Origin of the sequence: Streptomyces sp. NPDC057900 (genome assembly GCF_042887885.1) — a bacterium.
Taxonomy (GTDB): domain Bacteria; phylum Actinomycetota; class Actinomycetes; order Streptomycetales; family Streptomycetaceae; genus Streptomyces.
Genome location: NZ_JBHVOI010000006.1, coordinates 261,185 through 287,937 on the forward strand (window position 1 = coordinate 261,185; position 26,753 = coordinate 287,937).

22 protein-coding genes and 4 pseudogenes are annotated in these 26,753 nt (G+C 70.0%); 13 read left to right on the top strand and 13 right to left on the bottom strand.

The features are described from left to right. Positions 1-3 precede the first annotated feature (3 nt). Both ACFVQ0_RS23945 and ACFVQ0_RS23950 read right to left on the bottom strand, forming a co-directional pair. Entirely contained in the window at positions 4-1,785 is a 1,782-nt protein-coding gene (locus ACFVQ0_RS23945) for an ABC transporter ATP-binding protein (protein WP_390091162.1), read from the bottom strand. Next, on the bottom strand, positions 1,782-3,662 hold the full coding sequence (locus tag ACFVQ0_RS23950; RefSeq protein WP_390091164.1) for an ABC transporter transmembrane domain-containing protein: 1,881 nt from the start codon (positions 3,660-3,662) through the stop codon (positions 1,782-1,784). The genes ACFVQ0_RS23945 and ACFVQ0_RS23950 overlap by 4 nt, the downstream gene beginning before the upstream one ends. 237 nt (positions 3,663-3,899) lie before the next feature. Between ACFVQ0_RS23950 and ACFVQ0_RS23955 the strand changes: the two genes are divergently transcribed. Further along, entirely contained in the window at positions 3,900-4,637 is a 738-nt protein-coding gene (locus ACFVQ0_RS23955) for a L,D-transpeptidase family protein (RefSeq protein WP_390091166.1), read from the top strand. On the opposite strand, the gene ACFVQ0_RS23960 is transcribed toward ACFVQ0_RS23955, so the two are convergent. Further along, positions 4,628-7,567 carry an FAD-binding and (Fe-S)-binding domain-containing protein gene (locus tag ACFVQ0_RS23960; protein WP_390091168.1) on the bottom strand — a complete coding sequence of 980 codons (2,940 nt, stop codon included), beginning with the start codon at positions 7,565-7,567 and terminating at the stop codon, positions 4,628-4,630. The genes ACFVQ0_RS23955 and ACFVQ0_RS23960 overlap by 10 nt on opposite strands. Positions 7,568-7,610: 43 nt before the next feature. Further along, positions 7,611-8,054, bottom strand: coding sequence for a MarR family winged helix-turn-helix transcriptional regulator (locus ACFVQ0_RS23965; protein ID WP_390091170.1), 444 nt, complete (start codon positions 8,052-8,054; stop codon positions 7,611-7,613). 96 nt (positions 8,055-8,150) lie between these two features. Between ACFVQ0_RS23965 and ACFVQ0_RS23970 the strand changes: the two genes are divergently transcribed. From ACFVQ0_RS23970 to mltG, 3 genes are all read left to right on the top strand, one after another. After that, entirely contained in the window at positions 8,151-9,956 is a 1,806-nt protein-coding gene (locus ACFVQ0_RS23970) for an ABC transporter ATP-binding protein (RefSeq protein WP_390091172.1), read from the top strand. A gap of 185 nt (positions 9,957-10,141) precedes the next feature. Further along, positions 10,142-11,284: an FAD-dependent oxidoreductase gene (locus ACFVQ0_RS23975; RefSeq protein ID WP_390091174.1), complete on the top strand. Its 1,143-nt coding sequence runs from the start codon at positions 10,142-10,144 to the stop codon at positions 11,282-11,284. A gap of 135 nt (positions 11,285-11,419) precedes the next feature. After that, positions 11,420-12,262, top strand: coding sequence for an endolytic transglycosylase MltG (mltG, locus tag ACFVQ0_RS23980; protein ID WP_390091176.1), 843 nt, complete (start codon positions 11,420-11,422; stop codon positions 12,260-12,262). Between the two features lie 30 nt (positions 12,263-12,292). On the opposite strand, the gene ACFVQ0_RS23985 is transcribed toward mltG, so the two are convergent. The 6 genes from ACFVQ0_RS23985 to ACFVQ0_RS24010 all read right to left on the bottom strand — a co-directional run bounded on the left by ACFVQ0_RS23985 (position 12,293) and on the right by ACFVQ0_RS24010 (position 17,714). Beyond that, positions 12,293-13,381: an NAD(P)-binding domain-containing protein gene (locus ACFVQ0_RS23985; protein ID WP_390091178.1), complete on the bottom strand. Its 1,089-nt coding sequence runs from the start codon at positions 13,379-13,381 to the stop codon at positions 12,293-12,295. A 78-nt stretch (positions 13,382-13,459) separates the two neighbouring features. Further along, positions 13,460-14,668 (bottom strand): LLM class flavin-dependent oxidoreductase, encoded by a 1,209-nt coding sequence (locus ACFVQ0_RS23990; protein ID WP_390091180.1) that lies wholly within the window; start codon positions 14,666-14,668, stop codon positions 13,460-13,462. Next, a complete protein-coding gene (locus ACFVQ0_RS23995) occupies positions 14,665-15,693 on the bottom strand; it encodes an ABC transporter substrate-binding protein (protein ID WP_390091182.1) in 1,029 nt (342 codons plus the stop codon). The genes ACFVQ0_RS23990 and ACFVQ0_RS23995 overlap by 4 nt, the downstream gene beginning before the upstream one ends. A gap of 57 nt (positions 15,694-15,750) precedes the next feature. Further along, positions 15,751-16,521 (bottom strand): ABC transporter ATP-binding protein, encoded by a 771-nt coding sequence (locus ACFVQ0_RS24000; protein WP_390091184.1) that lies wholly within the window; start codon positions 16,519-16,521, stop codon positions 15,751-15,753. After that, entirely contained in the window at positions 16,494-17,396 is a 903-nt protein-coding gene (locus ACFVQ0_RS24005; protein ID WP_390091186.1) for an ABC transporter permease, read from the bottom strand. The genes ACFVQ0_RS24000 and ACFVQ0_RS24005 overlap by 28 nt, the downstream gene beginning before the upstream one ends. Positions 17,397-17,630: 234 nt before the next feature. After that, positions 17,631-17,714, bottom strand: a complete 84-nt coding sequence (locus tag ACFVQ0_RS24010; RefSeq protein ID WP_311307964.1) for a putative leader peptide — start codon at positions 17,712-17,714, stop codon at positions 17,631-17,633. 92 nt (positions 17,715-17,806) lie between these two features. Between ACFVQ0_RS24010 and ACFVQ0_RS24015 the strand changes: the two genes are divergently transcribed. From ACFVQ0_RS24015 to ACFVQ0_RS24025, 3 genes and pseudogenes are all read left to right on the top strand, one after another. After that, positions 17,807-18,229, top strand: coding sequence for a secondary thiamine-phosphate synthase enzyme YjbQ (locus ACFVQ0_RS24015; RefSeq protein ID WP_390091189.1), 423 nt, complete (start codon positions 17,807-17,809; stop codon positions 18,227-18,229). 491 nt (positions 18,230-18,720) lie between these two features. Continuing rightward, a complete protein-coding gene (locus ACFVQ0_RS24020) occupies positions 18,721-18,897 on the top strand; it encodes a hypothetical protein (protein WP_390091191.1) in 177 nt (58 codons plus the stop codon). A gap of 44 nt (positions 18,898-18,941) precedes the next feature. Next, positions 18,942-19,241 (top strand): annotated as a pseudogene (locus tag ACFVQ0_RS24025) (IS5 family transposase); the annotation flags it as partial. A 733-nt stretch (positions 19,242-19,974) separates the two neighbouring features. Here the strand turns inward: ACFVQ0_RS24025 and ACFVQ0_RS24030 are convergent. Then, positions 19,975-20,622: a TetR/AcrR family transcriptional regulator gene (locus ACFVQ0_RS24030; RefSeq protein ID WP_390091193.1), complete on the bottom strand. Its 648-nt coding sequence runs from the start codon at positions 20,620-20,622 to the stop codon at positions 19,975-19,977. Positions 20,623-20,746: 124 nt separating this feature from the next. Between ACFVQ0_RS24030 and ACFVQ0_RS24035 the strand changes: the two genes are divergently transcribed. Both ACFVQ0_RS24035 and ACFVQ0_RS24040 read left to right on the top strand, forming a co-directional pair. Further along, a complete protein-coding gene (locus tag ACFVQ0_RS24035) occupies positions 20,747-21,721 on the top strand; it encodes a zinc-binding alcohol dehydrogenase family protein (protein ID WP_390091195.1) in 975 nt (324 codons plus the stop codon). Between the two features lie 53 nt (positions 21,722-21,774). Beyond that, positions 21,775-22,655 (top strand): IS5 family transposase gene (locus ACFVQ0_RS24040; protein ID WP_390091363.1). Its coding sequence is split into 2 segments (ribosomal slippage): positions 21,775-22,135 and positions 22,135-22,655, totalling 882 coding nucleotides; the frame shifts between segments, so codons are not numbered across the junction. Positions 22,656-22,669: 14 nt separating this feature from the next. Here the strand turns inward: ACFVQ0_RS24040 and ACFVQ0_RS24045 are convergent. Further along, the gene (locus tag ACFVQ0_RS24045; protein ID WP_390091197.1) at positions 22,670-22,963 is read right to left on the bottom strand and encodes a hypothetical protein; all 294 of its coding nucleotides are present in this window, start codon (positions 22,961-22,963) and stop codon (positions 22,670-22,672) included. 95 nt (positions 22,964-23,058) lie between these two features. Here ACFVQ0_RS24045 and ACFVQ0_RS24050 point away from each other — a divergent pair. The 3 pseudogenes from ACFVQ0_RS24050 to ACFVQ0_RS24060 all read left to right on the top strand — a co-directional run. Next, positions 23,059-23,489, top strand: a pseudogene (locus ACFVQ0_RS24050) (IS5 family transposase); the annotation flags it as partial. A 432-nt stretch (positions 23,490-23,921) separates the two neighbouring features. Next, positions 23,922-24,995, top strand: a pseudogene (locus ACFVQ0_RS24055) (RHS repeat-associated core domain-containing protein); the annotation flags it as partial. A gap of 68 nt (positions 24,996-25,063) precedes the next feature. Further along, positions 25,064-25,380 (top strand): annotated as a pseudogene (locus ACFVQ0_RS24060) (IS5/IS1182 family transposase); the annotation flags it as partial. A 3-nt stretch (positions 25,381-25,383) separates the two neighbouring features. On the opposite strand, the gene ACFVQ0_RS24065 reads toward ACFVQ0_RS24060, so the two are convergent. Continuing rightward, complete coding sequence (locus ACFVQ0_RS24065; protein ID WP_390091199.1) at positions 25,384-25,845, bottom strand: hypothetical protein; 462 nt, start codon at positions 25,843-25,845, stop codon at positions 25,384-25,386. A gap of 419 nt (positions 25,846-26,264) precedes the next feature. Between ACFVQ0_RS24065 and ACFVQ0_RS24070 the strand changes: the two genes are divergently transcribed. Then, the gene (locus ACFVQ0_RS24070) at positions 26,265-26,654 is read left to right on the top strand and encodes an MMPL family transporter (protein WP_390091201.1); all 390 of its coding nucleotides are present in this window, start codon (positions 26,265-26,267) and stop codon (positions 26,652-26,654) included. Positions 26,655-26,753 lie beyond the last annotated feature (99 nt).

The following is a 26,753-nucleotide window of genomic DNA, read 5'->3' on the forward strand; positions in this document are numbered from 1 at the left end:
GGCTCAGCCGTGCCAGGACCGCCACAGCGCCGCGTAGGCGCCGTCCGCCGCCACCAGCTCGTCATGGCTGCCCAGTTCGCTGATCCGGCCCTCCTCGACGACCGCGATCACATCCGCGTCGTGCGCCGTGTGCAGCCGGTGCGCGATGGCCACGACCGTACGGCCGTCCAGCACCCGGGCGAGCGAGCGCTCCAGATGACGGGCCGCGCGCGGATCGAGCAGCGACGTCGCCTCGTCCAGCACCAGCGTGTGCGGATCGGCCAGCACCAGCCGGGCCAGCGCGATCTGCTGCGCCTGCGCGGGCGTGAGCACCAGACCGCCGGAGCCGACCTCACGGTCAAGACCCTCGTCCAGCGCCCTGGCCCAGCCGTCCGCGTCCACCGCGGCCAGCGACGCCCACAGCTCCGCGTCCTGCGCCCCGGCACGGGCCAGCAACAGGTTGTCCCGCAGCGTCCCCACGAACACATGGTGTTCCTGGTTCACCAGTGCGACATGCGTACGCACGTGCTCCGCGGTCATCCGCGACAACTGCGCACCGCCCAACGAGACCTCGCCCGTGCGCGGCGCGTAGATACCGGCCAGCAGCCGCCCCAGCGTCGACTTGCCCGCGCCGGACGGGCCGACGAGAGCCAGCCTGGTGCCCGGAGCGACGTCCAGCGACACCTTGTGCAGGACGTCGAGCCCGGCCCGGTAACCGAAGCGCACCTCGTCCGCCCGCACGTCCCGGCCGTCCGGGGCCACCGACGCGTCACCCGCGTCCGGCTCGATCTCGCGGACCCCCACCAGCCGCGCCAGCGACACCTGGGCGACCTGCAACTCGTCGTACCAGCGCAGGATCAGACCGATCGGGTCGACCATCATCTGGGCGAGCAGAGCGCCCGTCGTCAGCTGCCCCACCGTGAGCCAGCCCTCGATCACGAACCAGCCACCGAACATCAGGACCGCGCCGAGGATCGTCACGTACGTGGCGTTGATGACGGGAAAGAGCACGGACCGGAGGAACAGCGTGTACCGCTCCCAGGCCGTCCACTCCTTGACCCGCCGGTCCGACAGCGCGACCCGGCCCGCACCCAGCCGGTGCGCCTCCACGGTCCGCCCGGCGTCCACCGTCTCCGCGAGCATGGCCGCGACCGCCGCGTAACCGGCGGCCTCCGAGCGGTACGCGGACGGCGCCCGGCGGAAGTACCAGCGGCAGCCGATGATCAGCACCGGCAGCGCGACGAGCACCGAGAGCGCCAGCGGGGGAGCGGTCACCGCGAGCGCGGCGAGCAGCAGCCCCGCCCACACCACGCCGATGGCCAGCTGCGGCACCGCCTCACGCATGGCGTTGGCGAGCCGGTCGATGTCCGTGGTGATCCGCGAGAGCAGGTCCCCTGTCCCGGCCCGCTCCAGCACACCCGGCGGCAGCCGGACGGAGCGCACGAGGAAGTCCTCGCGCAGATCGGCCAGCATCTCCTCACCGAGCATCGCGCTGCGCAGCCGCATCATCCGGGTGACCACGGTCTGGATGACCAGCGCGACGGCGAACACCGCGGCGGTGCGCTCCAGATGGAGGTCGGTGACCCCGTCGGACAGGTCCTCGACGAGCCCGCCCAGCAGGTAGGGCCCGGCGATCGAGGAGACCACGGCGACCGTGTTGAGCAGGGTGACGACGATGAACGGCCCCCGGTGGCGCCGCATCAGCTCCCCGACGTAGCTCCTCACGGTCGCGGGGGTGCCGACCGGCAGGGTGGTGGCTGACTCGGGCGCGGCCGGGTCGAAGGCCGGTGGTGCGAGGCCGGTCATGCCCTCTCCTCGATTTCCTCGTGGGTGTCGATCGCGTGGACCGCTTCTTTCCCGCCCGGCTCTTCCCCGCCCGGCTCTTCCCCGCCCGGCCGGGCGAGGGTCTCGTCGTCGGTCTCGCGGGTGACGACGGCCCGGTAGCGCGGTTCGCGGAGCAGCAGCTCACGGTGGGTGCCGACGGCCACCACCGTGCCCCGGTGGACCAGCGCCACCCGGTCCGCCAGGTCGAGCAGCAGCGGCGAAGAGGCGAAGGCCACCGTCGTACGTTCCTTGCGCAGCGCCTTGATGCCCGCGGCGACCCGCGCCTCCGTGTGCGAGTCGACCGCGGAGGTCGGCTCGTCGAGCACCAGCGCCTCCGGGTCGGTCACCAACGAACGTGCCAGGGCGAGCCGTTGGCGCTGGCCGCCGGAGAGCGACCGGCCGCGTTCGGTGATCCGGGTGTTCATCGGATCGCCGTCGGAGTCGACGGAGGCGTGCGCCAGGGCGCTCAGGACGTCGTCGCACTGGGCGGCGGACAGGGCTTCCCCGGCGGTCACCCGGCCGGACGACGGCACGTCCAGCAGCTCGCGCAGGGTGCCGGAGAGCAGCACCGGGTCCTTGTCCTGGACCAGGACGGCGGTCCGGGCCGCGTCCAGTTCCAGCTCGTCCAGGGGGACTCCGCCGAGCAGCACGGACGGCACCTCGGGGTCCGCCGTCCCGCCCGCGACGGCACCGTCCTTCGCCACCTCCGGCTGGGCGTGGCCGCCGAGCCGGTCCGCGAGCCTTCCTGCCTCGTCCGGGTCGCCGCAGACCACCGCGGTGAACAGGCCCTCGGGCGCCATGAGTCCGGTGACCGGGTCGTACAGGTCACCGGCCGGTGCGGTGTCGAGCGTCGAGGGACGTGCGACCCGGCTCAGCGACAGCACCCGGACCGCGCGCTGCGCGGACGGCCGCGAGAAGGAGTACGCCATGGCGATCTCCTCGAAGTGGCGCAGCGGGAACAGCAGCAGCGTCGCCGCGCTGTACACGGTCACCAGCTGACCGACGTCGATCTTCCCGTCACGGGCCAGGGCGGCACCGTACGTGACCAGCGAGATCAGCAGAACTCCCGGCAGCAGGACCTGGACCGCGGAGATCAGTGACCACATCCGCGCACTGCGGACGGCGGCCTTGCGGACCTCCTGCGAGGCCTGCCGGTAACGGCCGAGGAACAGCTCCTCACCGCCGATACCGCGCAGCACCCGCAGCCCGGCCACGGTATCGGAGGCCAGCTCGGTGGCCTTCCCCGCCTTCTCGCGCTGGAAGTCGGCGCGGCGGGTGGCGCGGGGGAGGAGCGGCAGCACGCCCAGCGCGAGCACCGGCATGGCCAGCGCCACCAGCACGCCCAGCGAAGGCAGATACAGCACCAGACCGACGCAGATGATGACCAGGGCCGCAGCGGCCGCCACGAACCGGGAGAGCGCCTCGACGAACCAGCCGATCTTCTCCACATCACCTGTCGAAACCGCTACGACCTCGCCCGCGGCGACCCGGCGGGTCAGCGCGGAGCCGAGCTCCGCGGTCTTGCGCGCCAGCAGTTGCTGGATCCGGGCGGCCGCGGTGATCCAGTTGGTGACGGCGGTCCGGTGCAGCATCGTGTCACCCACCGCGATGAGTGCGCCGAGGACCGCGATCAGCCCGCCGGCCAGCGCGAGCCGCCCGCCGGACCGGTCGACGACCGCCTGCACGGCGAACCCGACGCCGAGCGGCAGCCCGGCGATGGAGCACTGGTGGAGCAGGCCCCAGGACATGGCCTTGAGCTGTCCGCGGATCTGGTTGCGGCCGAGCCAGATCAGAAAGCGAGGACCCGACCGGACATCGGGATCGCCGGGATCCGGGTACGGAAGATCGCGAATTTGCATGACGTCCCAAAGATCGGAAGGAGCCGAGGTCCACGAGGACCTCCAGAATCACGTGGGCAGAAGCGTGCGGGGGGACCAAACCGTCCAATCCTCGCGTCCGGCCGTGGGCGCGGCAAACCCTTTTACGCACGGGGGACCGCGCACCGACTCCGGTCCGGGGGTAAAGATTCGGCACGCATTCGCCGCGGCCCGCACGGGTGGTCGGGGCCGGACGCCGTCGGATGCGACCATGTACGGATGCATATAGCCGGTGCGGTACGAGTGGTGGTCTCGGCGGCCGCCTGTGGAGTCCTGCTCACGACCCTGACGTCGTGCGGCGCGGACCAGGACGCGGAGAAGGGCGACGCGCGGTCCGCCGATGCCCCGAAGCCGAAGGGCGAGGCGACCACCGACCTGAAGCGCATTCCGGACGTCGGCGACCGGTTGGCATCGAAGATCCCGGACGACTCCCGTCAGGTCGTCACCGTGTACGGCGAGGGCAAGAACTCCGCGGACTCCACGGTCGTGCTCTACACCAAGTCAGGCTCCACCTGGGACAAGGGCGCCGACTGGAAGGCCCACAACGGCAAGAAGGGCTGGGCCGACAACCACCACGAGGACGACAAGCGCAGCCCCGTCGGTGTCTTCACCCTCAGCGACGCGGGCGGCGTACTGCCCGACCCGGGTGCCCGGCTCCCGTACACGCAGTCGGCGTCCATCCAGGCGCCGCGCTACTGGGCCAAGTCCTACTGGCACGACTTCGACTACGTCATCGCCATCGACTACAACCGCGTCAAGGGCACGCCGCCCAACGACCCGACGCGGCCCCAGGGACAGACCAAGGGCGGCAGCATCTGGCTGCACATGGACCACGGCAGCGGTACTTCGGCCTGCGTGAGCCTGCCGAAGGCGGCCATGGAGAAGCTGCTGCGCACCCTGGACCCGAAGCAGCACCCGGTCGTCGTCATGGGCGACCGCGCGGCGCTTCAGGCCTGACCGGGGCCGGGCCTGGTCGCCCGCTCCAGTTCCATCAGCGCCGAGTAGTACGAACGGCCCGTCGCCCGGTCCATGCCGATCTCGCACATCCGGTTGGCCGATAGATACGTGTCGTACTCCCGGGTGTTGACCTCCGCCGCCTCCTTCGCGGTCGCGGAGGCCGTCAGCTCCTCGTGCAGCATGCCCCGGTCGCCGGCGAATCCGCAGCACGCGGCGTCGTCCGGCAGGACGACCTCCCGGGCGCAGGCCTCCGCGACCGCGCACAGGTGCGCCACGTCGCCCAGATGCTCCATCGAGCACGTCGGGTGCAGGACCGCGGAGCCGGTCCGGCGCAGCACCGTCAGCTCCGGCAGCAGTTCGTCGGCGGCCCAGACCAGTGAGTCGACGACGGTCAGTTCGCGGTGCAACGCCCGGTTGTCGTCGGTCAGATACGGCACCACCTCATGGGCGATGCCCAGCGTGCAGGAGGAGGCGTCGACGACGAGCGGCAGTTTTCCGCCCGCCGTCCAGCCCCAGGCGGCCTCCACGATCCGGTTGGCCATCACGGCGTTCGCGGTGTCGTACCCCTTGGAGTGCCAGATCGTCGCGCAGCACGTTCCGGCGACATCGTCGGGGATCCAGACCGGCTTTCCGGCCCGCGCGGACACGGCGACCACGGCCTGCGGCAGCGACGGGAGGTGCTGCCCCTCAGGGCCGCCGAAGATGCGGTTGACGCAGGCCGGGTAGTAGACGGCGCTCGCCCCCGTCCTCGACGTGGTCGGCAGCTCGCGGGCGGCGGCGCCGGGGATCTCCGGCAGCCAGGCGGGCATCAGATCGGGGCGCACCGCCCGGCGGGCGAGACCGGTGACGCCTTCGAGGAGCCGGTCGTCGATCCGGCTCGCCGCGGCCACCGCGAGCCGGGCCGCCGCCTCCACGGCCCGGAAGTTCTTCGCGGTGAGCGCGGCGATCCGCTCCTCGCGCGGGGAGTGCCGCTGGTGGCGGAAGCCCTTCATCATGGCGCCCGTGTCGATCCCGACCGGACAGGCGAGCTTGCAGGTGGAGTCGCCCGCGCAGGTGTCGACGGCGTCGTAGCCGTAGGAGTCGAGGAGCCCGGTCTCCACCGGGGAGCCGTCCGGCTGCCGCATCATCTCCCGGCGCAGCACGATGCGCTGGCGCGGTGACGTGGTCAGATCGTGGCTGGGGCAGGTCGGTTCGCAGAACCCGCACTCGATACAGGGGTCGGCCACCGGCTCGACGCGCGGGATGGTCTTCAGACCGCGCAGATGGGCCTTCGGATCGCGGTCCAGGACGATCCGGGGCGCCAGCACGCCGTCGGGGTCGATGAGCTGCTTGGTCCGCCACATCAGTTCGGTCGCCCTCGGTCCCCACTCCAGCTCCAGGAAGGGCGCGATATTGCGGCCGGTGGCGTGTTCCGCCTTGAGTGATCCGTCGAACCGCTCCACGGTCAGCCGGCAGAAGTCCGCCATGAACGCGGCGTACCGGTCCACGTCGGACGGTTTCGCCGCGTCGAAGGCGAGCAGGAAGTGCAGGTTGCCGTGGGCCGCGTGGCCCGCGACGGCGGCGTCGAAACCGTGCTCGGCCTGGAGCGCCAGCAACGCCTCGCAGGCGTCGGCCAGCCGGGAGGGCGGTACCGCGAAATCCTCCGTGATCAGCGTCGTACCGGACGGGCGGGAGCCGCCCACGGCGGTGACGAAGGCCTTGCGGGCCTTCCAGTAGCCGGAGATGGTCTTCGCGTCCCGGGTGAACTCATTGGTGACAGAGGTGACGGGCCGGACCAGCTCCAGGCGGCGCACCACACCGGCCGCCGCCCGCTCGTACGCCTCCTGGCCCGCGTCGTCCGGCGCGCGGAACTCCACCAGCAGCGCCGCCGTCTCCTTCGGCAGCCCGGCCCAGTCGGCGGGCACACCCTGGACGCTGACGGAGGCCCGCAGGGTGTTCCCGTCCATCAGCTCGACGGCGATGGCGCCCGCCTCGTTGAACAGCGGCACGGCGGCCGCCGCCGCGGTCAGGGACGGGAAGAAGAGCAGCGCGGTGGAGACGCGGCGGTCCAGCGGCAGCGTGTCGAAGACGACCTCCGAGATGAAGCCGAAGGTCCCCTCGGAGCCGACCATGAGCCCGCGCAGGATCTCCACGGGCGTCGTGCCGTCCAGGAAGGCGTCGAGCCGGTAGCCGTTGGTGTTCTTGATCTCGTACTTGGCCCTGATCCGGGCGGTGAGCTCCGTATCGGCCTCGATCTCGGCCTTCAGCGCGAGGAGCCCCGCGCACAGCTGCGGCTCGGCGTGCGCCAGGTCCTCGTCGGCCGAGGGATCGCCGGTGTCCACCACCGTGCCGCCGGGCAGCACGAAGGTGAGCGAGGACACGGTCCGGTACGAATTGCGGCTGGTGCCCGCCGTCATCCCGGAGGCGTTGTTGGCGACGACCCCGCCGATCGTGCAGGCGATCGCGCTGGCCGGGTCGGGACCGAGCAGCCGGCCGTGCCGGGCGAGGGTCGCGTTGGCCCGCATGACCGTCGTCCCCGGCAGGATCCGGGCCCGCGCCCCGCCGTCCAGGACCTCGATGCCCGCCCAGTGGTGCCGTACGTCGACGAGGATGTCCTCGCCCTGCGCCTGGCCGTTCAGGCTGGTGCCCGCGGCCCGGAAGACGACGTCGCGGCCCTTGCCGTGCGCGTACGACAGGATCGCCGAGACGTCGTCGATGTCCTCCGGGACGAGCACGACCTGGGGCACGAACCGGTAGGGGCTGGCATCGGAGGCGTACCGCACCAGGTCGGAGATCTTCCACAGCACTTTCCGGGGCCCGAGCAGGGCGGTCAGCTCGCTCCGCATCGGCTCGGGTGTGCCCGGTGCCTGCTCGTCGGGCACCCGGTCGTGGGCGGGGCTGCGCATCGCCCCTGGGCTCAGGGCTTCCGGCTTCGGCTCCAGCAGCGGCATTCGAGGTCCCCTCGGCGGCTCGGTGGGGTGCATCGCTCCCCGGTCAGCAGCGGCGCTCCGGCATTCCGTCGACCAGAGCGGTCAGCAGGCCGCCGAGCACGTCGCGCTGATCGGCGGTCAATGGAGCCAGGATCTCCTCCGCGGCCGCCCGGCGCCCGTTGCGCAGCGAGCGGAGGGTGGCGATTCCCTCGTCGGTGATCTCGATCCGGACCACCCGGCGGCTGTCCGGATCGGGGACCCGGCGCACCCGGCCGCTGGCCTCCAGGCCGTCCACCAGGGTGGTGACGGCGCGCGGGACCACATCGAGGCGCTGCGCGAGATCCGCCATCCGTGGCGCGCCGTCGTACTGGGCGACGGTGCGCAGCAGCCGGAACTGCGCGGGAGTGATGCCGGCCGGCTCCAGCTGACGGCTCTGAATGCGCTGGAGTCTGCGGGTCAGCCGCAGCAGCTGTTCGGCGAGCAGGCCGTCGGGGTCGGGGGAATCCATGGGGGAACAATATCAGGACCTCGTTCATTGTGAGTAGAGGTAACAATGAGCTATGCTCCTATCCGCTGAACTGTCGCACGCCTGACGAAGGAGCCCATGAAACCCGACGAACCCACGTGGACACCCCCGCCCCCGGATGCCGAGCAGCCGCCCGCCGAGCTGCGCCGCATCCTCCGTCTCTTCCATCCGTACCGCGGCCGCCTCGCGGTGGTCGGACTGCTCGTCGGCGCCTCGTCGCTGGTGTCGGTCGCCTCGCCGTTCCTGCTGCGCGAGATCCTCGACACCGCCATTCCGCAGGGGCGGACCGGCCTGCTGTCGCTGCTCGCGCTCGGCATGATCCTCACCGCCGTGATGAACAGCGTCTTCGGCGTGCTGCAGACCCTCATCTCCACCACGGTCGGCCAGCGCGTGATGCACGATCTGCGCACCGCGGTCTACACCCAGCTCCAGCGGATGCCGCTCGCCTTCTTCACCAAGACCCGCACGGGCGAGGTCCAGTCCCGGATCGCCAACGACATCGGAGGGATGCAGGCCACCGTCACCTCGACGGCGACCTCGCTGGTCTCCAACCTCACCGCGGTCATCGCCACCGTCGTCGCCATGATCGCGCTCGACTGGCGGCTGACCGTCGTCTCGCTGCTCCTGCTGCCGGTCTTCGTCTGGATCAGCCGCCGGGTCGGCCGCGAGCGCAAGAAGATCACCACCCAGCGGCAGAAGCAGATGGCCGCCATGGCTGCCACCGTCACCGAATCGCTCTCCGTCAGCGGCATCCTGCTCGGCCGCACGATGGGCCGCTCCGACTCGCTCACCAAGGGCTTCGCCGAGGAGTCCGAGCGGCTGGTCGACCTCGAAGTGCGCTCCAGCATGGCCGGACGCTGGCGGATGTCGACGATCGGCATCGTCATGGCCGCGATGCCGGCCGTCATCTACTGGGCGGCGGGCATCACCCTCCAGTCCAGCGGACCCGCCGTCTCCATTGGCACGCTCGTCGCCTTCGTCTCGCTCCAGCAGGGCCTGTTCCGGCCCGCGGTGAGCCTGCTCTCCACCGGCGTGCAGATGCAGACGTCCCTCGCGCTCTTCCAGCGGATCTTCGAGTACCTCGACCTCACGGTGGACATCACCGAACCGGAGAACCCGGTCCGGCTGGAGAAGATCCGCGGCGAGATCCGCTTCGAGAACGTCGACTTCAGCTACGACGAGAAGGGCGCGCCGACGCTCAGCGGCGTCGACGTGGCCGTGCCCGCCGGCGGCAGCCTGGCCGTCGTGGGCCCCACCGGCTCCGGTAAATCCACCCTCAGCTATCTGGTGCCCCGGCTGTACGACGTAACGGGCGGACGGGTCACGCTCGACGGCGTCGACGTACGGGATCTGGACTTCGACACCCTCGCCAGGGCCATCGGGGTGGTCTCCCAGGAGACGTACCTCTTCCACGCCTCGGTCGCGGAGAACCTGCGCTTCGCCAAGCCGGACGCCACCGACGACGAGATCGAGGCAGCCGCCCGCGCGGCACAGATCCACGACCACATCGCGTCGCTGCCCGACGGCTACGACACCCTGGTCGGTGAACGCGGCTACCGGTTCTCCGGTGGCGAGAAGCAGCGCCTGGCCATCGCCCGCACGATCCTGCGCGACCCGCCGGTGCTGATCCTCGACGAGGCGACGAGCGCGCTCGACACCCGTACCGAATTCGCCGTGCAGGAGGCGATCGACGCGCTCTCCGCCGGACGCACCACCCTCACCATCGCGCACCGGCTGTCCACCGTGCGCGACGCGGACCAGATCGTCGTTCTGGACGGCGGGCGGACCGCTGAGCGCGGCAGCCACGAGGAACTGCTCGACCAGGACGGTCGCTACGCGGCTCTGGTCCGCAGGGACACCCAGCTCGCCCCGGCGGCAGGCTGACGGGCGCGGTCCGTCCCGGCGGCAGGCCGACGGGCCGCCGGACACGCCGAGCCGACGAACGAACTTGTTCGTAACGAACACGTTCGTTACCGTGGCTGTGTGCCCCTCGCCGTTCTGTCGCTGCCGAGGGCGCCGGTCCCCGGGAATCCCGCGGCCGGCATTCCCGACGAGCCGGAGGTACCACCATGAGCACCGCGCACCACCCCATCGCGATCATCGGCGCCGGCCTCGGCGGACTCACGCTCGCCCGCGTACTGCACGTGAACGGAATCGAGGCGGCGGTCTTCGACCTGGAGGCCGACCGGAGCGCCCGTACCCAGGGCGGCATGCTCGACATCCATGAGGACTCCGGCCAGGCGGCCCTGCGCGCCGCCGGCCTGTACGAGCTGTTCCGGGAGAAGGTCCACCCCGGCGGCGAAGCCATGCGGATCCTCGACAAGCACGCCCGGGTGCTGCACGAGGAAGCGGACGACGGTTCCGGCGGCCGTCCCGAGATCGACCGGGGAGACCTCCGCGATCTGCTGCTCGACTCGCTGCCCGAGGGCACCGTCCGCTGGGGCAGCAGGGTCACCGGCGCCACGCCCACCGCCGACGGACAGCACGAGGTGACGCTCGCGGACGGCGCCTCCTTCACGGCCGGACTGCTCGTCGGCGCGGACGGCGCCTGGTCCCGTATCCGGCCGCTGCTCTCCGACGCCGTCCCCTCCTACACCGGCGTCTCCTTCGTGGAAATGGACCTCTTCGAAGCCGATGCCGACCATCCCGAGTGCGCCGGGCTCATCGGCGGCGGGATGTTCTTCGCGCTCGGCGACAACAAGGGATTCCTCGCGCACCGCGAATCCGACGGCAGTCTGCACGTCTACGCAGGGTTGCGCGTCGCCGAGGACGGGCTGTCGACGATCGACTTCACCGACGCCGAAGCCTCCAGGGCCGCCGTCGTACAGCGCTTCGCGGACTGGGCACCCGGTCTCCGGCGGCTGATCACCGACGCCGACGGACTGCTGACGCCGCGCCTCATCCACGCGCTTCCCGCAGGGCACCGATGGGAGCGCACTCCGGGCGTCACCCTGCTCGGTGACGCCGCACATCTGATGTCCCCCTTCGCGGGCGAAGGCGCCAACCTCGCCATGATCGACGGTGCCGATCTGGGCCTGGCGCTCGCCGCTCACCCGGGAGACGCCGGGGCGGCGCTGGCCGCATACGAGGAACCCCTCTTCGCGCGCAGCGCCAAGAGCGCCCAGGAGTCCGCCGAGGGGCTGGAAACGATCTTCAATGACCGGGCGCCGCAGCCGCTCGTGGACATGTTCACCTCATTCGCTGCGGGGTGAACCCGGGACGGGGAGTCCGCACGGCGGCGCGGACCGAGCAGTGATCCGCCTCCGGCACCACCGGTTCCGGTGCGGGCGCGTGTCGTCGGAGGCGGGGTGCCCGAGGAGCGGACGGGTGCGGGATAGCGTGCCCGCATGGTGAACGAGTCCCCGGACACCCCGCCCCCTCGCAAGCTCCGCCCGACCCGGCGCGGCCGGCTGGCGCTGCTCATCGGCGCCGTGCTCGTCCTCGCGGTGGCCGCCGCCGTGCTCGTACCCCTGCTGACGCGGGAGCGGGGGAACGAGCCGGCCCGTTCCCTCCTGGTCCCCGAGGGATGGCGGGCCTCCCAGGTGTACGCGGCCGTGGACAAGGTGCTCGATGAGCCGTCCGGCACCACGGAGAAGGCGGTCGCCACGGCCGACCTGCCCCTCCCGGCGGCGGCGAAGGGCAACCCCGAGGGCTACCTCTTCCCGGCGACGTACCCCGTCACCTCCGGTAGCACCCCGGAGAGCCTGCTGCGCTACATGGTGGACACGGCGGTCAAGCGGTTCGGCGCGGACCACATCACGGCCGGGGCGCAGCGCAACGGCGTCACGGTGTACCAGACGGTGACGCTCGCCAGCATCGTGCAGGCGGAGGCGGACACCGAGTCGGACATGGGCAAGGTGGCCCGGGTCGTGCACAACCGGCTCGCGCGTGACATGCCGCTCCAGATGGACTCCACGCTCAACTACGCGCTGAACCGCAGCACCCTGGACACGACCACCGGCGACACGAAGATCGACAGCCCGTACAACAGCTATGAACGCAAGGGGCTGCCGCCCACCCCCATCGGCAATCCGGGGGAGCAGGCGATGGTCGCCGCGATCAGCCCCACCCCTGGCCCCTGGCTCTACTTCGTCACCGTCGCGCCGGGCGACACCCGTTTCACCGCCGACTACGCGGAGCAGCAGCGCAACGTAGCGGAGTTCAACCGCAACCGCCGCGGCGGCGGCTGAGCCGCACCCGGGTCTCCGCTCCGGGGTCCTTCACGCCGCGGACTCCGCGGGTTCGGCGGCCGGTCCGGTGCGGTCCAGCAGCCGTCCGACCGCCCGCGCGGCGGCCCGCCCCGCCCGGTTGGCGCCGATCGTGCTGGCCGACGGGCCGTAGCCGACGAGCTGGACGCGCTCGTCGCGTACCGCCTGAGTCCCCTCGACCCGGATGCCGCCGCCCGGTTCGCGAAGTCTCAGCGGGGCGAGGTGGTCGACGGCGGGCCGGAATCCGGTCGCCCAGAGGATCACATCCGCCTCGACGGTGCGGCCGTCGTCCCAGGCGACACCGTCCGGAGTGATCCGGTCGAACATCGGCAGACGGTCGAGCACCCCCGATTCGCGGGCGCGCCGGACGGCGTCGGTGACCGGCAGTCCGGTCACGCTCACCACGCTCTGCGGAGGCAGCCCGCGCCGCACCCGGTCAGCCACCATGGCGACCGCCGCCCGTCCCCGGTCCGCGTCGAACGGACCCTCGCGGAAGACGGGCGGCCTGCGCGTCACCCAGTGGGTGTCCGCGGCCACCTCGGCGATCTCCATCAGATGCTGGGTACCGGAGGCCCCGCCGCCCACCACGACGACCCGCAGTCCGGCGAACTCGGCGGGCCCCGGATAGTTCGCCGTGTGCAGCTGGCGGCCCCGGAAGGTGTCCTGGCCCGGATAGCGCGGCCAGAACGGCCGGTCCCAGGTGCCCGTGGCGTTGATCAGCGCGCGCGTCGCGTAGGTCCCCTCGGACGTCTCCACGAGCAGCCGCCCGCCGTCGCCCTCGCGCACCGCGCTCACCTCCACCGGCCGGTGCACCCGGAGGCCGAAGGCGCGCTCGTACGAATCGAAGTACTCCCCGATCACCTCGGAGGAAGGCCTGCTGTCGTCGGCGCCGGTCAGCTCCATGCCGGGCAGCGCGTGCATGCCGTGCACCTTGCCGTACGTCAGCGACGGCCAGCGGAACTGCCAGGCGCCACCGGGGCGCGGCGCGTGGTCGAGCACCACGAAATCGCGGTCCGGCTCCAGGCCCGTACGGCGCAGGTGGTAGGCGGCGGACAGACCTGCCTGCCCGGCACCCACCACCACGACATCCACTGGCTGCACCCCGATGTTGTTCACGCTTCTACCAACTACGTGGGATGCGTGGATCTTCCCGGACCCGTCCCCGGCCCGTCGCCGGGCTCAGCGCCCCCCGGCGATCAGCAGCGGTGCGCCACCCGGAGCGGAGGCCGGACGGCCGTTCGCCGCGGGGACCGCGGAGAGCGGGGACGCCGGGACCGTCGACAGCAGCCCACGGGCCGCCAGCTCCGGGGTCACGCCCTCGCCGAACCAGTACGCCTCCTCCAGATGCGGGTATCCGGAGAGCACGAAGTGCTCCACACCCAGGGCGTGGTACTCCTCGATCCGGTCCGCGACCTCTGCGTGGCTGCCGACCAGCGCGGTGCCCGCACCGCCCCGTACCAGACCGACGCCGGCCCACAGATTGGGCGCGATCTCCAGCTTGTCGCGTGAGCCGCCGTGCAGCGCCAGCATCCGCTGCTGCCCCACGGACTCGCTCCGCCCCAGCGCCTGCTGGGCCGCGGCGATCGTGTCGGCGTCGAGATCGCCCAGCAGCCGCTCTGCGGTCGCCCACGCCTCGCGCGAGGAGTCGCGCGAGATGGTGTGCAGCCGGATCCCGAACCGGACGGTGCGGCCCCGCTCCTCGGCGAGTCCCTTGATCCAGTCGATCTTCTTCTTCACGTCGGCGGGCGGCTCGCCCCAGGTCAGGTAGACATCGGCGTGCGCTGCCGCGACCGGCCCGGCGGCGGCCGACGAACCCCCGAAGAAGATGTCCGGCAGCGGATCCGGCGGCAGCGCCGTCAACCCGCCCTCCACCTGGTAGTGCTCACCGTCGAAGTCGAACGGCCGGCCGCTCCACGCCCCCCGCACCACGGACAGGAACTCCGCGGTCCTCGCGTAGCGCCGGTCGTGGTCCAGATGGTCACCGAACCTCCGCTGCTCGGTGGAGTCACCGCCCGTCACGACATTGAGCAGCAGCCGCCCCCGGGTGATCCGCTGATACGTCGCGGCCATCTGCGCGGCGAGGACCGGCGAGATCACACCCGGCCGGAACGCCACCAGGAACTTCAGCCGCTCGGTGTGCTGGGCCAGCGCCACGGTCGTGAGCCAGGCGTCCTCGCACCAGGTCCCCGTCGGCGTCAGCACGGCCTCGAACCCCAACTGCTCGGCGGCCTTGGCGATCTGCGCCAGATACTCGATGTCGGGTGCGCGCACCCCGCTGACCGGAGTGATCCGGTCCCGTTTGATCCCGCCGTCGGTGTACGCGTGCCGGTCGACGAGCGTGCGCCCGTCGCCGCCCGTGGGCAGGAACCAGTGCAGGTGGACGTTCATGAGGAGGCCTTTCCGTACGAGCGCGGGGTCGCGGAGGACGCGGGCAGATCGCGGTTGAACCGGGTGTCGACGAAGTCCTTGAAGACGAAGCGGTGCGGGATGAGCTTCAGATCCGCGAAGGTGTCCGCGATCTCCTGCTCGGAGGCGATCGCTGCCGGATCGATGGCGACGGGGACCCTGGTGCCGGCGGTCAGCTTCACCGCGTCCAGCGCCACCTCGTACGGCAGCCCGGTCTCCTTCGCCCAGACCTTCGCCCACGCGTCGGGGTGTTTGAACACCCAGCTCTGTGCCCGGTTCAGCCGGACGAGCAGATCGCCGATGGCCTTGGACTTCCCGGAATCCTTGAGCGCGGCGGGCGAGGCGACCTGGAACCCGAGACCGTTGACGACCCCTTCACCCGTCGTCAGGACCCGGGCCTTCCCGCCGCGCAGCACCTGCGAGGTGTACGGGTCCCAGATCGCCCAGGCGTCGACCTTGCCCCGGGTGAACGCGGCCAGCGCGTCGGCCGGCTGGAGATACTTCAGCTTCACGTCGGAGAGGCCGAGCCCCGCCTTCTTCAGCGAACTGATCAGCTGGAAATGGGCGGAACTGCCCTGGGCCACAGCGATGGACCTGCCCTTGAGCCGGGCCGGACTCCGCAGCGGCGAGTCCTTGGGAACCACGATCGCCTCACCGGCCGAGGAGCCGTGCGTGGCGCCCACCACCACGACCTTGGAACCGGCGCCCGCGGCGAACACCGGAGGGGTGTTGCCGACCCCGCCGATGTCCACGGCCCCGGCGTTGACGGCCTCAAGCAGTGGCGGGCCTGAGGTGAAGGTGGACCATTTGATGCGGTAGTCGAGGTCGTCCAGCTCACCGGAGGCGCGCAGGATGGCTTCGTAACCACCCTTCTGGTCACCGATGTTGAGCGTTACGCTGCCCTTTCCGTCGGTGCTGCCCGCTGTGGAGGCGGAGCTCGCGCCACCGCAGGCGGTGAGCAGCAGGGCAAGGGGGAGCAGGAGCGCGGGCAGGGTACGGCGATTCATATCGTCTCTCTCCGGTCCGGACAGGGGGGGGTGCGGAAGGCTGAAGGGATCGGTGATTCAGGAGGGGGCGGGGGCTGTCTCCACGCCGAGTTCGGTGAGCAGCCGGGTGCGCAGCGCGGCGAACTCCGGGGTGCCGGGGTTACGCGGCCGGTCCAGGCCCACCGGTGTCTCGTACGCGATCGCGCCGTCCCGCATCACCAGCGCCCGGTCGGCGAGGAGCAGCGCCTCGTCCACGTCGTGCGTGACGAGCAGTACGGCGCAGCCCCGGCGCTGCCAGAGCTCGGCCACCAGCTGCTGCGCCTTGATCCTGGTCAGCGCGTCGAGTGCGCCGAACGGCTCGTCGAGCAGCAGCAGATCGGGCTCGCGGACCAGCGCCCGCGCGAGCGAAGCGCGCTGCGCCTCACCGCCCGAGAGGGTCCTGGGCCAGGCCCCGGACCGCTCGCTGAGCCCGACCTCCGCCAACGCCTTGTCCGCGACAGCCCGTTCGGGCTTCCCGGGCAGCCCGAGCAGTACGTTGCGCCAGACCCGCTTCCAGGGCATCAGCCGCGGTGCCTGGAACGCGACGGCCCGGCGCCGGGGCACCAGTACCGTCCCCCGGATCTCCCGGTCGAGGCCCGCGAGCACCCGCAACAGGGTCGACTTCCCGCAGCCGCTGCGTCCGAGCAGCACGGTGAACTCCCCGGCGCGCAGGGTCAGATCGAGACCGTCGATGACGTCCCGGCCGTCGAAGGAACGGGACAGCCCCTCGACCCGTACGGCGGCCTCCGGCAGCGTGCCGGCCCGGCCGGGGGAGCGGTGGGTCACTGGCCCGTGAAGGTCGGTCGCCATTGCAGCAGCAGCCTTTCGAGAACGCGGACGATGACATCGGCGGCGAGGCCGAGGAAGGCGTAGACCACCAGGCAGACGACGATGACGTCGGTACGGAAGAACTCCCTGGCCTGGTTCATCAGGAACCCGATTCCGGCATCGGCGTTGACCGACTCGCCGAACACCAGCGCCAGCCACGCGGTCGCCAGCGAGTAGCGCAGCCCCGTCATGGCCCCGGGCAACGCCCCCGGCAGCACCACATGCCGCACCAGCCCCCACCGTCCGAGCCCCAACGACTCACCGGCTTCGATCAGTTGGGGATCCACCCCGCGAATGCCCGCATACACGTTGAGATACAGATGGAACGCGACCCCGAGCGCGATCAGCGCCACCTTGGGGGCCTCACCGATTCCCAGCCAGATGATGAACAGCGGGATCAGCCCGACCCACGGGACGGTGCGCAGCATCTGGACGCTCGCGTCGACCAGGTCCTCGCCGAGCCGGGAGAGCCCCGAGACCAGCGCGAGCGCCGTCCCGACGGCGCCCCCGAGCACCAGCCCCACGGCCACCCGCTGGAGGGAGACGGCCATCGCGGAGGTGAGGGTCCCGTCCGCGATCAGATCCCATCCCGCGCGGGCGATGATGCCGGGCGAGGCCAGCACGTCCGGATGCAGCACTCCGGTGGCGCTGAACACCTGCCACAGGGCCAGCAGCAACAGCGGCCCGGCGGTGCGCCGGAGCCACCGCGGTACGTTCCGCAGCCGCACTCCGCGAACGGCGGCCGGTGTCACGGGCTCCAGTTCGAGCGGACGAGGCCGAACCGCGCCTTCCGGCTGGTCTGATGTGACTTTTTCGGCTGATATATCGGGTGGGCCGAGAGCGTGATCGAGAGTCATGTGGGCTCCACGAACGGTTCATGGGAATGGGATGCCCGGCCCTCGGCCCCCAGGCCTCCCGGGCATGCGACGGCCATGCCGTACGGCAGGAGGCCATGGAGGAATCGCCGCGAGCCTCCGGCGGGACCGGGTGCACGGGAGGGGAAGGGGAGGGGGCGGGTCGGGACGCGTACTACGTCAGGAGCGGTCGGGCGCCTCGCGCCCGGTCACTGACGGAAGAGTGCTGAGAGAACGTCAGCAGCCGCGACAACACGCGGCGGAGGCCACCCGCAGCAGGTCGATGTGACCGCGCGAAGTGAGCAGAGCTGATCGGAACATGGCGCTGAACGTAGCGATCCCTCGATGAAACGGTCAATGGTGTCTCGGCACGTGGACGCGCGATCCCGCTGCACGGGCAGGAGAATGAACCCATGTCGACCGCCTTCACCACCAGCGTCCTGCACATCACCACGGGAACCACGGAGACCGTCACCGACCTGACGTCCGACTGCGAACAGTTCCTCAGCCGGACGGCCGCCGGCCGGGACGGACTGCTCAACATCTTCGTACCGCACGCGACAGCGGGGATCGCGGTCCTCGAAACCGGCGCGGGGAGCGACGATGACCTCCTCGCCGCCCTGCACACCCTGCTCCCCGCCGACGACCGCTGGCAGCACCGCCACGGCAGCCCCGGCCACGGCCGCGACCACGTACTCCCGGCCCTCGTACCGCCGCACGCGACGCTCCCGGTGATCGCGGGTCGGCTGGAGCTGGGGACGTGGCAGTCGGTGTGCCTGGTCGACACCAACATCTCTAATCCCAACCGTCAGGTTCGGTTGAGCTTCCTGGGATGACCAAGATCATCGCCCAGGGTGTGGCCGCGATTTCTCCGTACGCTGCGTGCTCGAAACGGAGAGACCTTGCGCGTTACGGACCTGAACATGATCGAGCGACCCTACGACGGATGCGGCAAATGCCTGCTCGGAGTGCGGCGGCTGTCCCGCATGAAGGCAGCGACCTCTTCGCCGGAGCGCCAGCGGGAGGATGTCCTCTCGTCTGCCGCAGCAATCGGTGGCCACATCATCGGTTGGGCGGACGACTGGGAGGTGTCGGGTGCCACAGACCCGATGACCAGGCCCAAACTGGGGCCCTGACCACCTGGGCCGCGAGTTCGGGGACATCATGCAGCGGCTGGGCGTGACCGACGCCGAAGTGGTCCGCCAGACGTACGAGGCGGAGTCAGTGGCCACCGCGCACCTCGCGGAGAAGTTCGCCGGCATCGTCGAGACGCTCCACGCCTTCGTGGCCGCCGCCCCTGGAGCACCTGCCGTCGGGCACGCTCGCCGTGAACACGTACACCGAACTGGTCGACGTCGGCTCCGTCCTGGATCACAACGTCGTCAAGGTCGTCGTTGGGGTCCGTGGCGACGCCCTAATGTTCTCGCGCCAGCCCATTCCCTACCCGAAGGGCGACCGGCCGACGTACCTCCGTCAACTAGGCACTGTCCGGCGGATCATGTGACGTTCTGACCGGTCGCTCGTTGGTTGGGTCCTGGGTAGGAGGATCTGACGAATCGCGAGTGGTCGTTGCTGGAGCCGTATCTGCCTTTGCCGGGTGGCCGGGGCGGCCGGTGGAACGATCACCGAACTGTGCTCAACGGGATCCTGTTCCGGATCCGCACCGGTGTCCCGTGGCGTGACCTGCCCGAACGCTACGGTTCTTGGATGACTGCCTATGAACGGCATCGCCGCTGGTCAGTGGACGGTACTTGGGACCAGCTCCTGCAGGCGATCCTGGCCGACGCCGACCTCGCCGGGGGAATCGACTGGGGCATGGTCGGCGTCGACTCGACGTCCTGCCGCTCCGGACTGCCCCCGCACATCGCGGCGAAGGTCTGCGGCCATGCCGCTCTGGAAACCACCATGGGCTATGCCGCGATCTACCCAGAAGACGTGATCTCCCATCACCGGGCCTTCGTCGCGCGCCGCAGAACCGAGCGGACCAGCGAGGAGTACCGCGAGCTCACCACCTCCGAGTGGGAGGAGTTCCTCTCCGACTTCGAACTTCGCAAGGTCGCTCTGGGAACCTGCGGCCGCGACTACGCGACCCCCTGCCAGCGCGAAAACGCCTGGGTCAGATGTCCCTTCCTTCTCGCGGACCCGGCCCAGATGCCTCGCCTTGAGCAGATCCACGCCAATCTCATCGACCGCCTCCAAGAGGCCAAGCAACAGGGACTGCTCGGCGAGGTCGCCGTCACCGAGACCACCAAGGCCGCCGCCGCGCAAAGCTGGAGGCCGCGCGCGACCGTGCAGGACAGCCCTCCCGCGTTCGCCTCGGCATGCCCCACTTCCGCCGCGATGCCGGACGAAGCAGCACGGACTCCGAGGACTGAGCGCCGACGGAATTCTGATCACCGGACAGCGAAGCACAGGGCCGCCTTCTGCCGCCTTGCTCGCCTTCTCGGGGAGTCGGGCCTGACAGGAAAAGCGGAACAAACCAGCGGCTTCAACCTGCCGCAACCTACTTCAATCCACGTCGATGGATTGAGGCTCGCCCGGCCTTCGGCTCGCGAAGCACGGTCGGCGCGCCGCTGGATACTCACCGCGGCAGGGCGTTCGGGCGGCGGTCGTCCCTCGGCTCGGTTCTGCCCGCCGGGGCGTTGAGCAAAGCGGTCACCAGGGTGCGCAGCGAATCGGCGAGGCGCTGGCCGTCGCCCTGCTCCAGCAGACGCAGGATCGGGTCGCTGTGCAGGGTGGCGAGCAGGATATGGGCCAGGAGTTCGGCGTCCAGGTCCGAACGCTCCTGGCTGATCAGCGAGGTGATGTGGCCGTGCCAGAACTGGTAGACGGGGTGCGCGCTGCGCGGATCCTCTTCGGACTTGTGTGCTGTCGTCACGGCGTGGCCGAGCGCGGCCAGGAGGCCCTTGTTGCGGCCGACCACGCCAACGACGGCGTCGAGGAAGGCGAGGAGGCGCTCTCGTGACGGGGCACCCGGGCCCAAAGGCGGTGGCCCTGTGGTGACGGCTTCGTGCAGGGCAAGGGCCCGTTCTGCCATCAGCGCCCGCATAAGGCCCATGCGGTTGCCGAAGCGGTGGAAAACCGTGCCCTTGCCGACGCCGGCTGCGGCGGCAACTTGTTCCATCGAGATCTGCTCGGGCCGGTGCCGCGCCAGGAGTTCCTCGGTCGCCAGCAGGATCGCGTGCCGATTTCGTGCTGCGTCGGCACGTTCGCGGCGGCCTTCTGTCATCGAGTCCTCACCCCACATGGACAACTGGACTGACGGTCCAGTACGGTCGTCGAAGCTGACCGGAAGTCCACTTTAGCTGCCAGCGGTGGCACCCCTTGCCCGTTGACCCCTCAGGAGAGTCATCATGCGACGAGTCCGCTACTACGAATACGGCGATCCGGACGTCCTCACGATCGAGGAGGCCGAAATCCCCACGCCGGGGCCGGGCCAGGTGCTCATCCGGGCCGAGGCGATCGGGGCCAACTTCGTCGACACCAAGTTCCGGCGCGGGCCGTCCAGCGGGGCGGTCTTCCAGCGTCCCCTGCCCGGCAAACTCACCGGCGACGTGGTGGGCACTGTCGAAGCCGTCGGACTTGGCGTCGACACTCAGCAGGTCGGCCGACGAGTCGCAGGGCTGGCCGAGGACGCGTTCGCCGACTACATCGTCGCCGACGCGCAATGGCTCGCTCCGATACCCGACGGACTCGACCTCGGTGCAGCCAGCATGCTGCCCATGGGCGCCCCGGTTGCACTCCGGATCCTGCGCACTGGCCAGCTTGCGCCGGGTGAGACGGTACTGATCCACGCTGCGGCCGGCGGTATCGGCCACCTGGCCGTACAACTCGCCAGACTGCTCGGCGCTGGCATGGTCATCGCCACCGCCAGCTCACCGGCCAAACTCGACTTCGCCCGCAAGTGCGGCGCCGACATCGCCATCGACTACAGAAACAGAGACTGGCCCGACCAGGTCCGCAAGGCCGCACCACGAGGCGTGGACGTCGTTCTCGACTCCGTCGGCGGCGAGACCCTGCAGCGGAGCTTCGACGTACTGGCTCCGTTCGGCCGGATCGTCATCTACGGAGCCGCGAGCGGCGAGCTGACCAGCCTGCCTGTCACCAACCTCTTCGCCCTGAAGTCCGTGGCCGGGTTCTCGCTCATCGCATGGCGCGCGGCCGACCCCGAGCAGGCCCGCCGAGAAATGACCGAGGTCGCCGAATACTCGACTGCCGGGCAACTGCACACCGCCGTGCACGCCCGCCTCCCGCTCGCCGAGGCAGCCGCAGCACACCAGCTACTCGAAGACCGGTCTCAGCTTGGCCGCGTCCTCCTCCTGCCCTAGGTTCTGTCCGGCGGATCATGTGACTGTCGGGTTGGCGGATCGTTGTGCTCGGCATGGGGCGGGGTGATCTGACGAACGCGGAGTGGGTTCGGCTGGAGCCGCATCTGCCTGCGGGCGGGCGACGCGGCGGTCGTTGGTGCGATCACCGAAAGGTGATCAACGGGATCCTCTTCCGCGTGCGGACCGGCATACCGTGGCGGGATCTTCCTGAGCGGTTCGGCAGTTGGAAGACCCTCTACGAACGCCATCGCCGCTGGTCGGCCGACGGCACCTGGGGCCGGATCCTGTGTGCCGTCCAGGCCGACGTAGACCTGGTCGGCCGACTCGACTGGAGCATGGTCAGCGTCGACTCCACGTCCTGCCGAGCCCATCAACACGCAGCCGGAGCCCGCAAGAAGGCACCCCGCGTTCCGAAAAAAGGTCGACGCCCAGAAACCACCGGCCCGACGAGGGGCTCGGACGGTCCCGGGGCGGCCTGACCTGCAAAATCCACCTCGCCAGTGAAGGCGGCTGCCGCCCGCTTGCCTTCCTGGTCACACCGGGCCAGTGGGGCGACGCACCCCAGTTGATCGAGGTCCTGCAACGGATCCGGGTCCACCGCCCGCAGGGCGGTGACCCGCGAACCCGACCGGACCATGTCGGTGGCGACAAGGCATACAGCTCGCGGCGAAACCGCCGCTACCTGCGAAGGCGCCAGATCAAGCGCACGATTCCCGAGTCGAAGGACCAACGGGCCAACCGCAAACGCCGCGGCAGCAACGGCGGCCGGCCCACCGGCTTCGACAGCGAGATCTACAAGCGCCGCAACGAAGTCGAACGGACAATCAACCGACTCGAGAACCACCGGGCCGTCGCCACTCGTTACGACAAACGCGCCTACGTCTTCCACGGAACTGTCGCTACCGCCGCGATCCGGCTTTGGCTCCGGGCCTGAGCAGACCTGCTGTCTCAGTCCCCGAGGAACCACAGGTAGAGGTGCTGTCCGTCGAGAACCGTCCGGCCCAGGTCCAGAAGCTCACGGGAGAACTCATCGGTGACCACGCCCGGCGGCAGGCGCGGTACTTCTGCAAGCAGGGTGGTCACCTGGCGGCTGTTGAAAACAGTGTCCGCGTATGGCAGCAGGTGCCCCAGCATCGGAAACACCGACTGGTCGAGATGGGCCAGCTCCGGCCCCCAAACCACACCATGCCTGGCGCGCACGGCGATGGTGCCGTCCTCGCTACGGACCTGGAGATTAATCATGGTTCGAGCCTACGGGCCCAAGATCCGCCGGACAGAACCTAGGGCCTGTCCGGCGGATCTTGTAACTGTCGGATTGTCGGCTCGTTGTGTCTGGCATGGGGCGGGGTGATCTGACGAATGCCGAGTGGGTCCGGCTGGAGCTGCACTTGCCGGTGTCGGGGCTGCGTGGGGGGCGGTGGAACGACCACCGCAGAGTGATCAACGGGATCTTGTTCCGGGTCCGAACGGGCATACCGTGGCGAGACCTTCCCGAGCGTTTCGGCAGTTGGAAGTCCGCTTACGAACGGCACCGGCACCGGCGCTGTTCGGCGGACGGCACGTGGGACCGGATCCTGTGTGCCGTCCAGGCCGACGCCGACCTCGCGGACCGGATCGACTGGAGCATAGTCAGCGTTGACTCGACGTCCTGCCGGGCCCATCAGCACGCGGCCGGCGCGCGCAAGAAGAAGCCGCGTGTCCCGAAAAAGGGACGACGCCTCGGAACCACCGCCCCGACGAAGGACTCGGACGGTCTCGGGGCGGCCTGGCGTACCTCTACGACAACCTCGGCCGCCAGACCGAGGTACGCGAGAAGTCCGCCACCGGGACCCTGCGGACCAAGCAGGTCTACGACACGCTCACAGGCGCCAAGGGACAGCTCGCCGAATCCACCCGGTACGTGGACGGCCAGGCCTACACCTCCAAGGTGACCACCTACGACAGGCTCTACCGCCCCACCCGGACCGCGGTCGTCATTTCCGCTGCTGAGGGCGCCCTTCAGGGCACCTACCAGGCGGGGGCCGTCTTCCGTCCCTCCGGCCTCACCGCAAGCGTGAGCTACTCCGCAGCCGGCTCCCTGCCGGGCGGCTCCGCCAACTACACCTACGACATCGCAACCCTCCGCCCAGCCACGGTCTACGGCGAGGGCATGACGTCCAGCGTCAGCTACAGCCTCACCGGCAAACCGCTCCAGTACCAGATGAGCCTGGCCTCCAGCAGCAAGATCACGCAGGTCACCAACACCTACGAGTGGGGCACACAACGCCTCGCCACCTCCCGCGTCGACCGCCAGGACCAGCCCGGCGTCGACCGCTACGCCACCTACCACTACGACGAGGTCGGCAACGTCCTCTCGATCTCGGACAGCTCCCGCACCGGCAAGGACAACCAGTGCTACACCTACGACTACCTCGGCCGACTCACTGAAGCCTGGGCCCAGCCCACAACGACCTGCGCAGCCGCACCTGCGGCGTCCCAGGTCGGAGGCCCTGCCCCGTACTGGCAGTCCTTCACCTACGACAAGTCCGGCAACCGCGCCACGCAGACACGCCACGACGTAACAGGTAACGCCGCCAAGGACCTCAAGGACACCTACACCTACCCTGCCCCAGGCGCACCCCAGCCGCACAGCCTGAGCTCCCGGACCACCACCGGGCCCGTCGGCTCCACCACCGACACCTACGCCTACGACTCCTCCGGGAACACGGTTACCCGCCCGGGCCAGTCGCTCACTTGGGACGCCGAAGGCAACCTGTCAAGCGTCACCAAGAGCGGCAAGACCACCAGCTACCTCTACGACGCCTCCGGCAACCGGCTCATAGGCCGAACCCCCACCGAGACCACCCTGTACCTGGGGAACACCGAAGTCACCCTTCCCACCGGCGCGACCAAGGCGAAGGCCACCCGGTACTTCGACCTCGGCGGCGGCCAGACAGCCATCCGCAACGACGACGGCACCTTCGCCTTCACCATTGCTGATCACCATGGCACTGGCGAACTAGCCATCCAAGCCACCGACCTTGCCATCACCCAGCGCCGCTCCCTCCCTTTCGGTGGAGACCGCGGCACAGCACCTACCACCTGGCCCAGCACCAAGGGCTTCGTGGGCGGCACCAACGACACCAAAACCACCGGCCTCACCCACCTCGGCGCACGCGAATACGACGCTGACCTCGGCCGCTTCATCTCCATCGACCCGATCCTGGACGTAGCCGACCCCCAGCAGATGAACGGCTACACGTACAGCAACAACAACCCTGCCACCTTCTCCGACCCCACTGGCCTGTATCTCGACGACGGCACCGGCCACAGCATGCAGCGCACGGGCAAGCAGCCTGACTGGGCAGGCCCCGCAAGAAGCGCGCCATCGTCCCGGCCGACAAGGCCTACAGCAACGGTCCCTGCTGTCAGTACCTGGACAGCGCGGCCATCCGGCATACGATCCCGGAGAAGGCCGACAGCCAGGCCGCCCGCCTGCGCAATGGATCGCGGGCGGACGGCCACTTGGCTTCGACGAGGAGCGGTACAGGAAGCGCAACACCGTCGAGCGGGCCATCAACAAGCTGAAGAATTCCCGGGCCGTCGCGACCCGCTACGACAAGCGCGGCTACGTCTTCCTTGGAACGGTCACTGCGGCCGCCCTGGTCATCTGGTTGCGGTCATTAATCGGCGCGCTGGCCTTCCGTCCCGGACATGATCGGCTCGGTTTCGAGCGGCCAGCGGTGGCCGGCGTCATGCAACTTGCTCAACGCCAAGTGGTCATTGGCCACCAGCACCTGGGCCAGCCGGGCTGCCGCGGCGACTACAGCAGACCAGCCAGGCGAGTCCAGGTATGCCTCGTCCCGAGCCGCGGCGCCGACCGAATCCTGTACCGCGCCGTAGGCAGCACCGAGACGCGCCATCAGCTCGGCTTCCTCCTCGCTGCGAAGGCACTGCCCAAGCCAGGGCCGAGGATTGTCCGCATCGCAGAAGTCGTCGAAGAGCACGTGGACGGTGTAGTCGAGGTCCTGGAACTGATCCGGATCGAGCCACACCTCTCGCTGCCATGTCGGGCTGGCCAATGCCACGACCGCAGGTACGACATGAAGGCGGTAGTGAGGCAGGGCAATGCCGTGATCAATCACGAGCCAAGGGTACGCATCCGATGATCGGCCGGACAGTTCCTAGCCATTCCAGTCGCGTTCGGCGACCAGGACTCCGGAAATGCCCTGCGGGTCTCCGCCGAATGCGGAGCTGCGCTTCGCTGTGGCATCCGCAATGCCGAGCCGGTCTCGCGCAACCTGTCGAGATCGTTACTGAGGACGTGGTGATGGTCTGTGAGGCACTGTCGGCGGAGGCCACGGCCAGGACGCGGACTTCCTCAGCGCCGTCTACGGCAGCGCGCACTGGGTGCTGGCCATCATCGTGGTCGTGACGTTCCTGCTCCTGTCCAGAGCCCTGAGTCCGTTCTGGCTGCCGGTCAAGGCACTGGTGCTCAACGTGTTCTCGCTCGGCGCCGCGTACGGCATCACGGTCCTGATCCGGCAGCACGGCTGGGTACCGAGTGCCGGTTCGGGCAGTCCGCATCGGGCGCGATCACCGTCTGGGTCCCGATCGCCGTGTTCGCGTTCCTCTCGGCCTCTCGATGGACTACGAGGTAGTCCTGCTCTCCGGGATCCGCGAAGAACACGACGCCGGAGCCGACACGAACACCGCCACGGTGCTGGGCGTCGCCCGGACAGGCGGGCTCGTCAGCTCCGAGGTACTCATCCTGTTCCTCGCCTTCGTCGCCCTGTCACGCGTCCCCACCACCGACGTCACGATCCTTGCCACAGCTGTCGCGCTCGGCATCGTCATCGACGGACCATCGTCTGCGGCGTGCTCGCACCGTCCTCGTCGCGCTCCTCGGCAACGCCAGGTGGTGGCGCACCTCCTGCGACGCAACAAGAGATGAACCACCGCGCCGACCGGGCTGCGCCTCTCCCCGCCGGTCAGGGACGCTCCACCGCCGTTCCCCTCCCGTTCCCGGTGGTCTGGAGATGCGCAGACGGGT

What these genes read in the sequence shown, in the direction of transcription:
- ACFVQ0_RS24030 (WP_390091193.1), bottom strand. Translation starts at nt 20,622, where the DNA reads ATGACAGAAGGCCGCCGCGAACGTGCCGACGCAGCACGAAATCGGCAC.
- ACFVQ0_RS24000 (WP_390091184.1), bottom strand. Translation starts at nt 16,521, where the DNA reads ATGGCGACCGACCTTCACGGGCCAGTGACCCACCGCTCCCCCGGCCGG.
- ACFVQ0_RS23955 (WP_390091166.1), top strand. Translation starts at nt 3,900, where the DNA reads ATGCATATAGCCGGTGCGGTACGAGTGGTGGTCTCGGCGGCCGCCTGT.
- ACFVQ0_RS24010 (WP_311307964.1), bottom strand. Translation starts at nt 17,714, where the DNA reads ATGTTCCGATCAGCTCTGCTCACTTCGCGCGGTCACATCGACCTGCTG.
- ACFVQ0_RS23990 (WP_390091180.1), bottom strand. Translation starts at nt 14,668, where the DNA reads ATGAACGTCCACCTGCACTGGTTCCTGCCCACGGGCGGCGACGGGCGC.
- ACFVQ0_RS23995 (WP_390091182.1), bottom strand. Translation starts at nt 15,693, where the DNA reads ATGAATCGCCGTACCCTGCCCGCGCTCCTGCTCCCCCTTGCCCTGCTG.
- ACFVQ0_RS23970 (WP_390091172.1), top strand. Translation starts at nt 8,151, where the DNA reads ATGAAACCCGACGAACCCACGTGGACACCCCCGCCCCCGGATGCCGAG.
- ACFVQ0_RS23960 (WP_390091168.1), bottom strand. Translation starts at nt 7,567, where the DNA reads ATGCCGCTGCTGGAGCCGAAGCCGGAAGCCCTGAGCCCAGGGGCGATG.
- ACFVQ0_RS23975 (WP_390091174.1), top strand. Translation starts at nt 10,142, where the DNA reads ATGAGCACCGCGCACCACCCCATCGCGATCATCGGCGCCGGCCTCGGC.
- ACFVQ0_RS23950 (WP_390091164.1), bottom strand. Translation starts at nt 3,662, where the DNA reads ATGCAAATTCGCGATCTTCCGTACCCGGATCCCGGCGATCCCGATGTC.
- ACFVQ0_RS23965 (WP_390091170.1), bottom strand. Translation starts at nt 8,054, where the DNA reads ATGGATTCCCCCGACCCCGACGGCCTGCTCGCCGAACAGCTGCTGCGG.
- ACFVQ0_RS23945 (WP_390091162.1), bottom strand. Translation starts at nt 1,785, where the DNA reads ATGACCGGCCTCGCACCACCGGCCTTCGACCCGGCCGCGCCCGAGTCA.
- ACFVQ0_RS24005 (WP_390091186.1), bottom strand. Translation starts at nt 17,396, where the DNA reads ATGACTCTCGATCACGCTCTCGGCCCACCCGATATATCAGCCGAAAAA.
- ACFVQ0_RS24035 (WP_390091195.1), top strand. Translation starts at nt 20,747, where the DNA reads ATGCGACGAGTCCGCTACTACGAATACGGCGATCCGGACGTCCTCACG.
- mltG (WP_390091176.1), top strand. Translation starts at nt 11,420, where the DNA reads ATGGTGAACGAGTCCCCGGACACCCCGCCCCCTCGCAAGCTCCGCCCG.
- ACFVQ0_RS24015 (WP_390091189.1), top strand. Translation starts at nt 17,807, where the DNA reads ATGTCGACCGCCTTCACCACCAGCGTCCTGCACATCACCACGGGAACC.
- ACFVQ0_RS24045 (WP_390091197.1), bottom strand. Translation starts at nt 22,963, where the DNA reads ATGATTAATCTCCAGGTCCGTAGCGAGGACGGCACCATCGCCGTGCGC.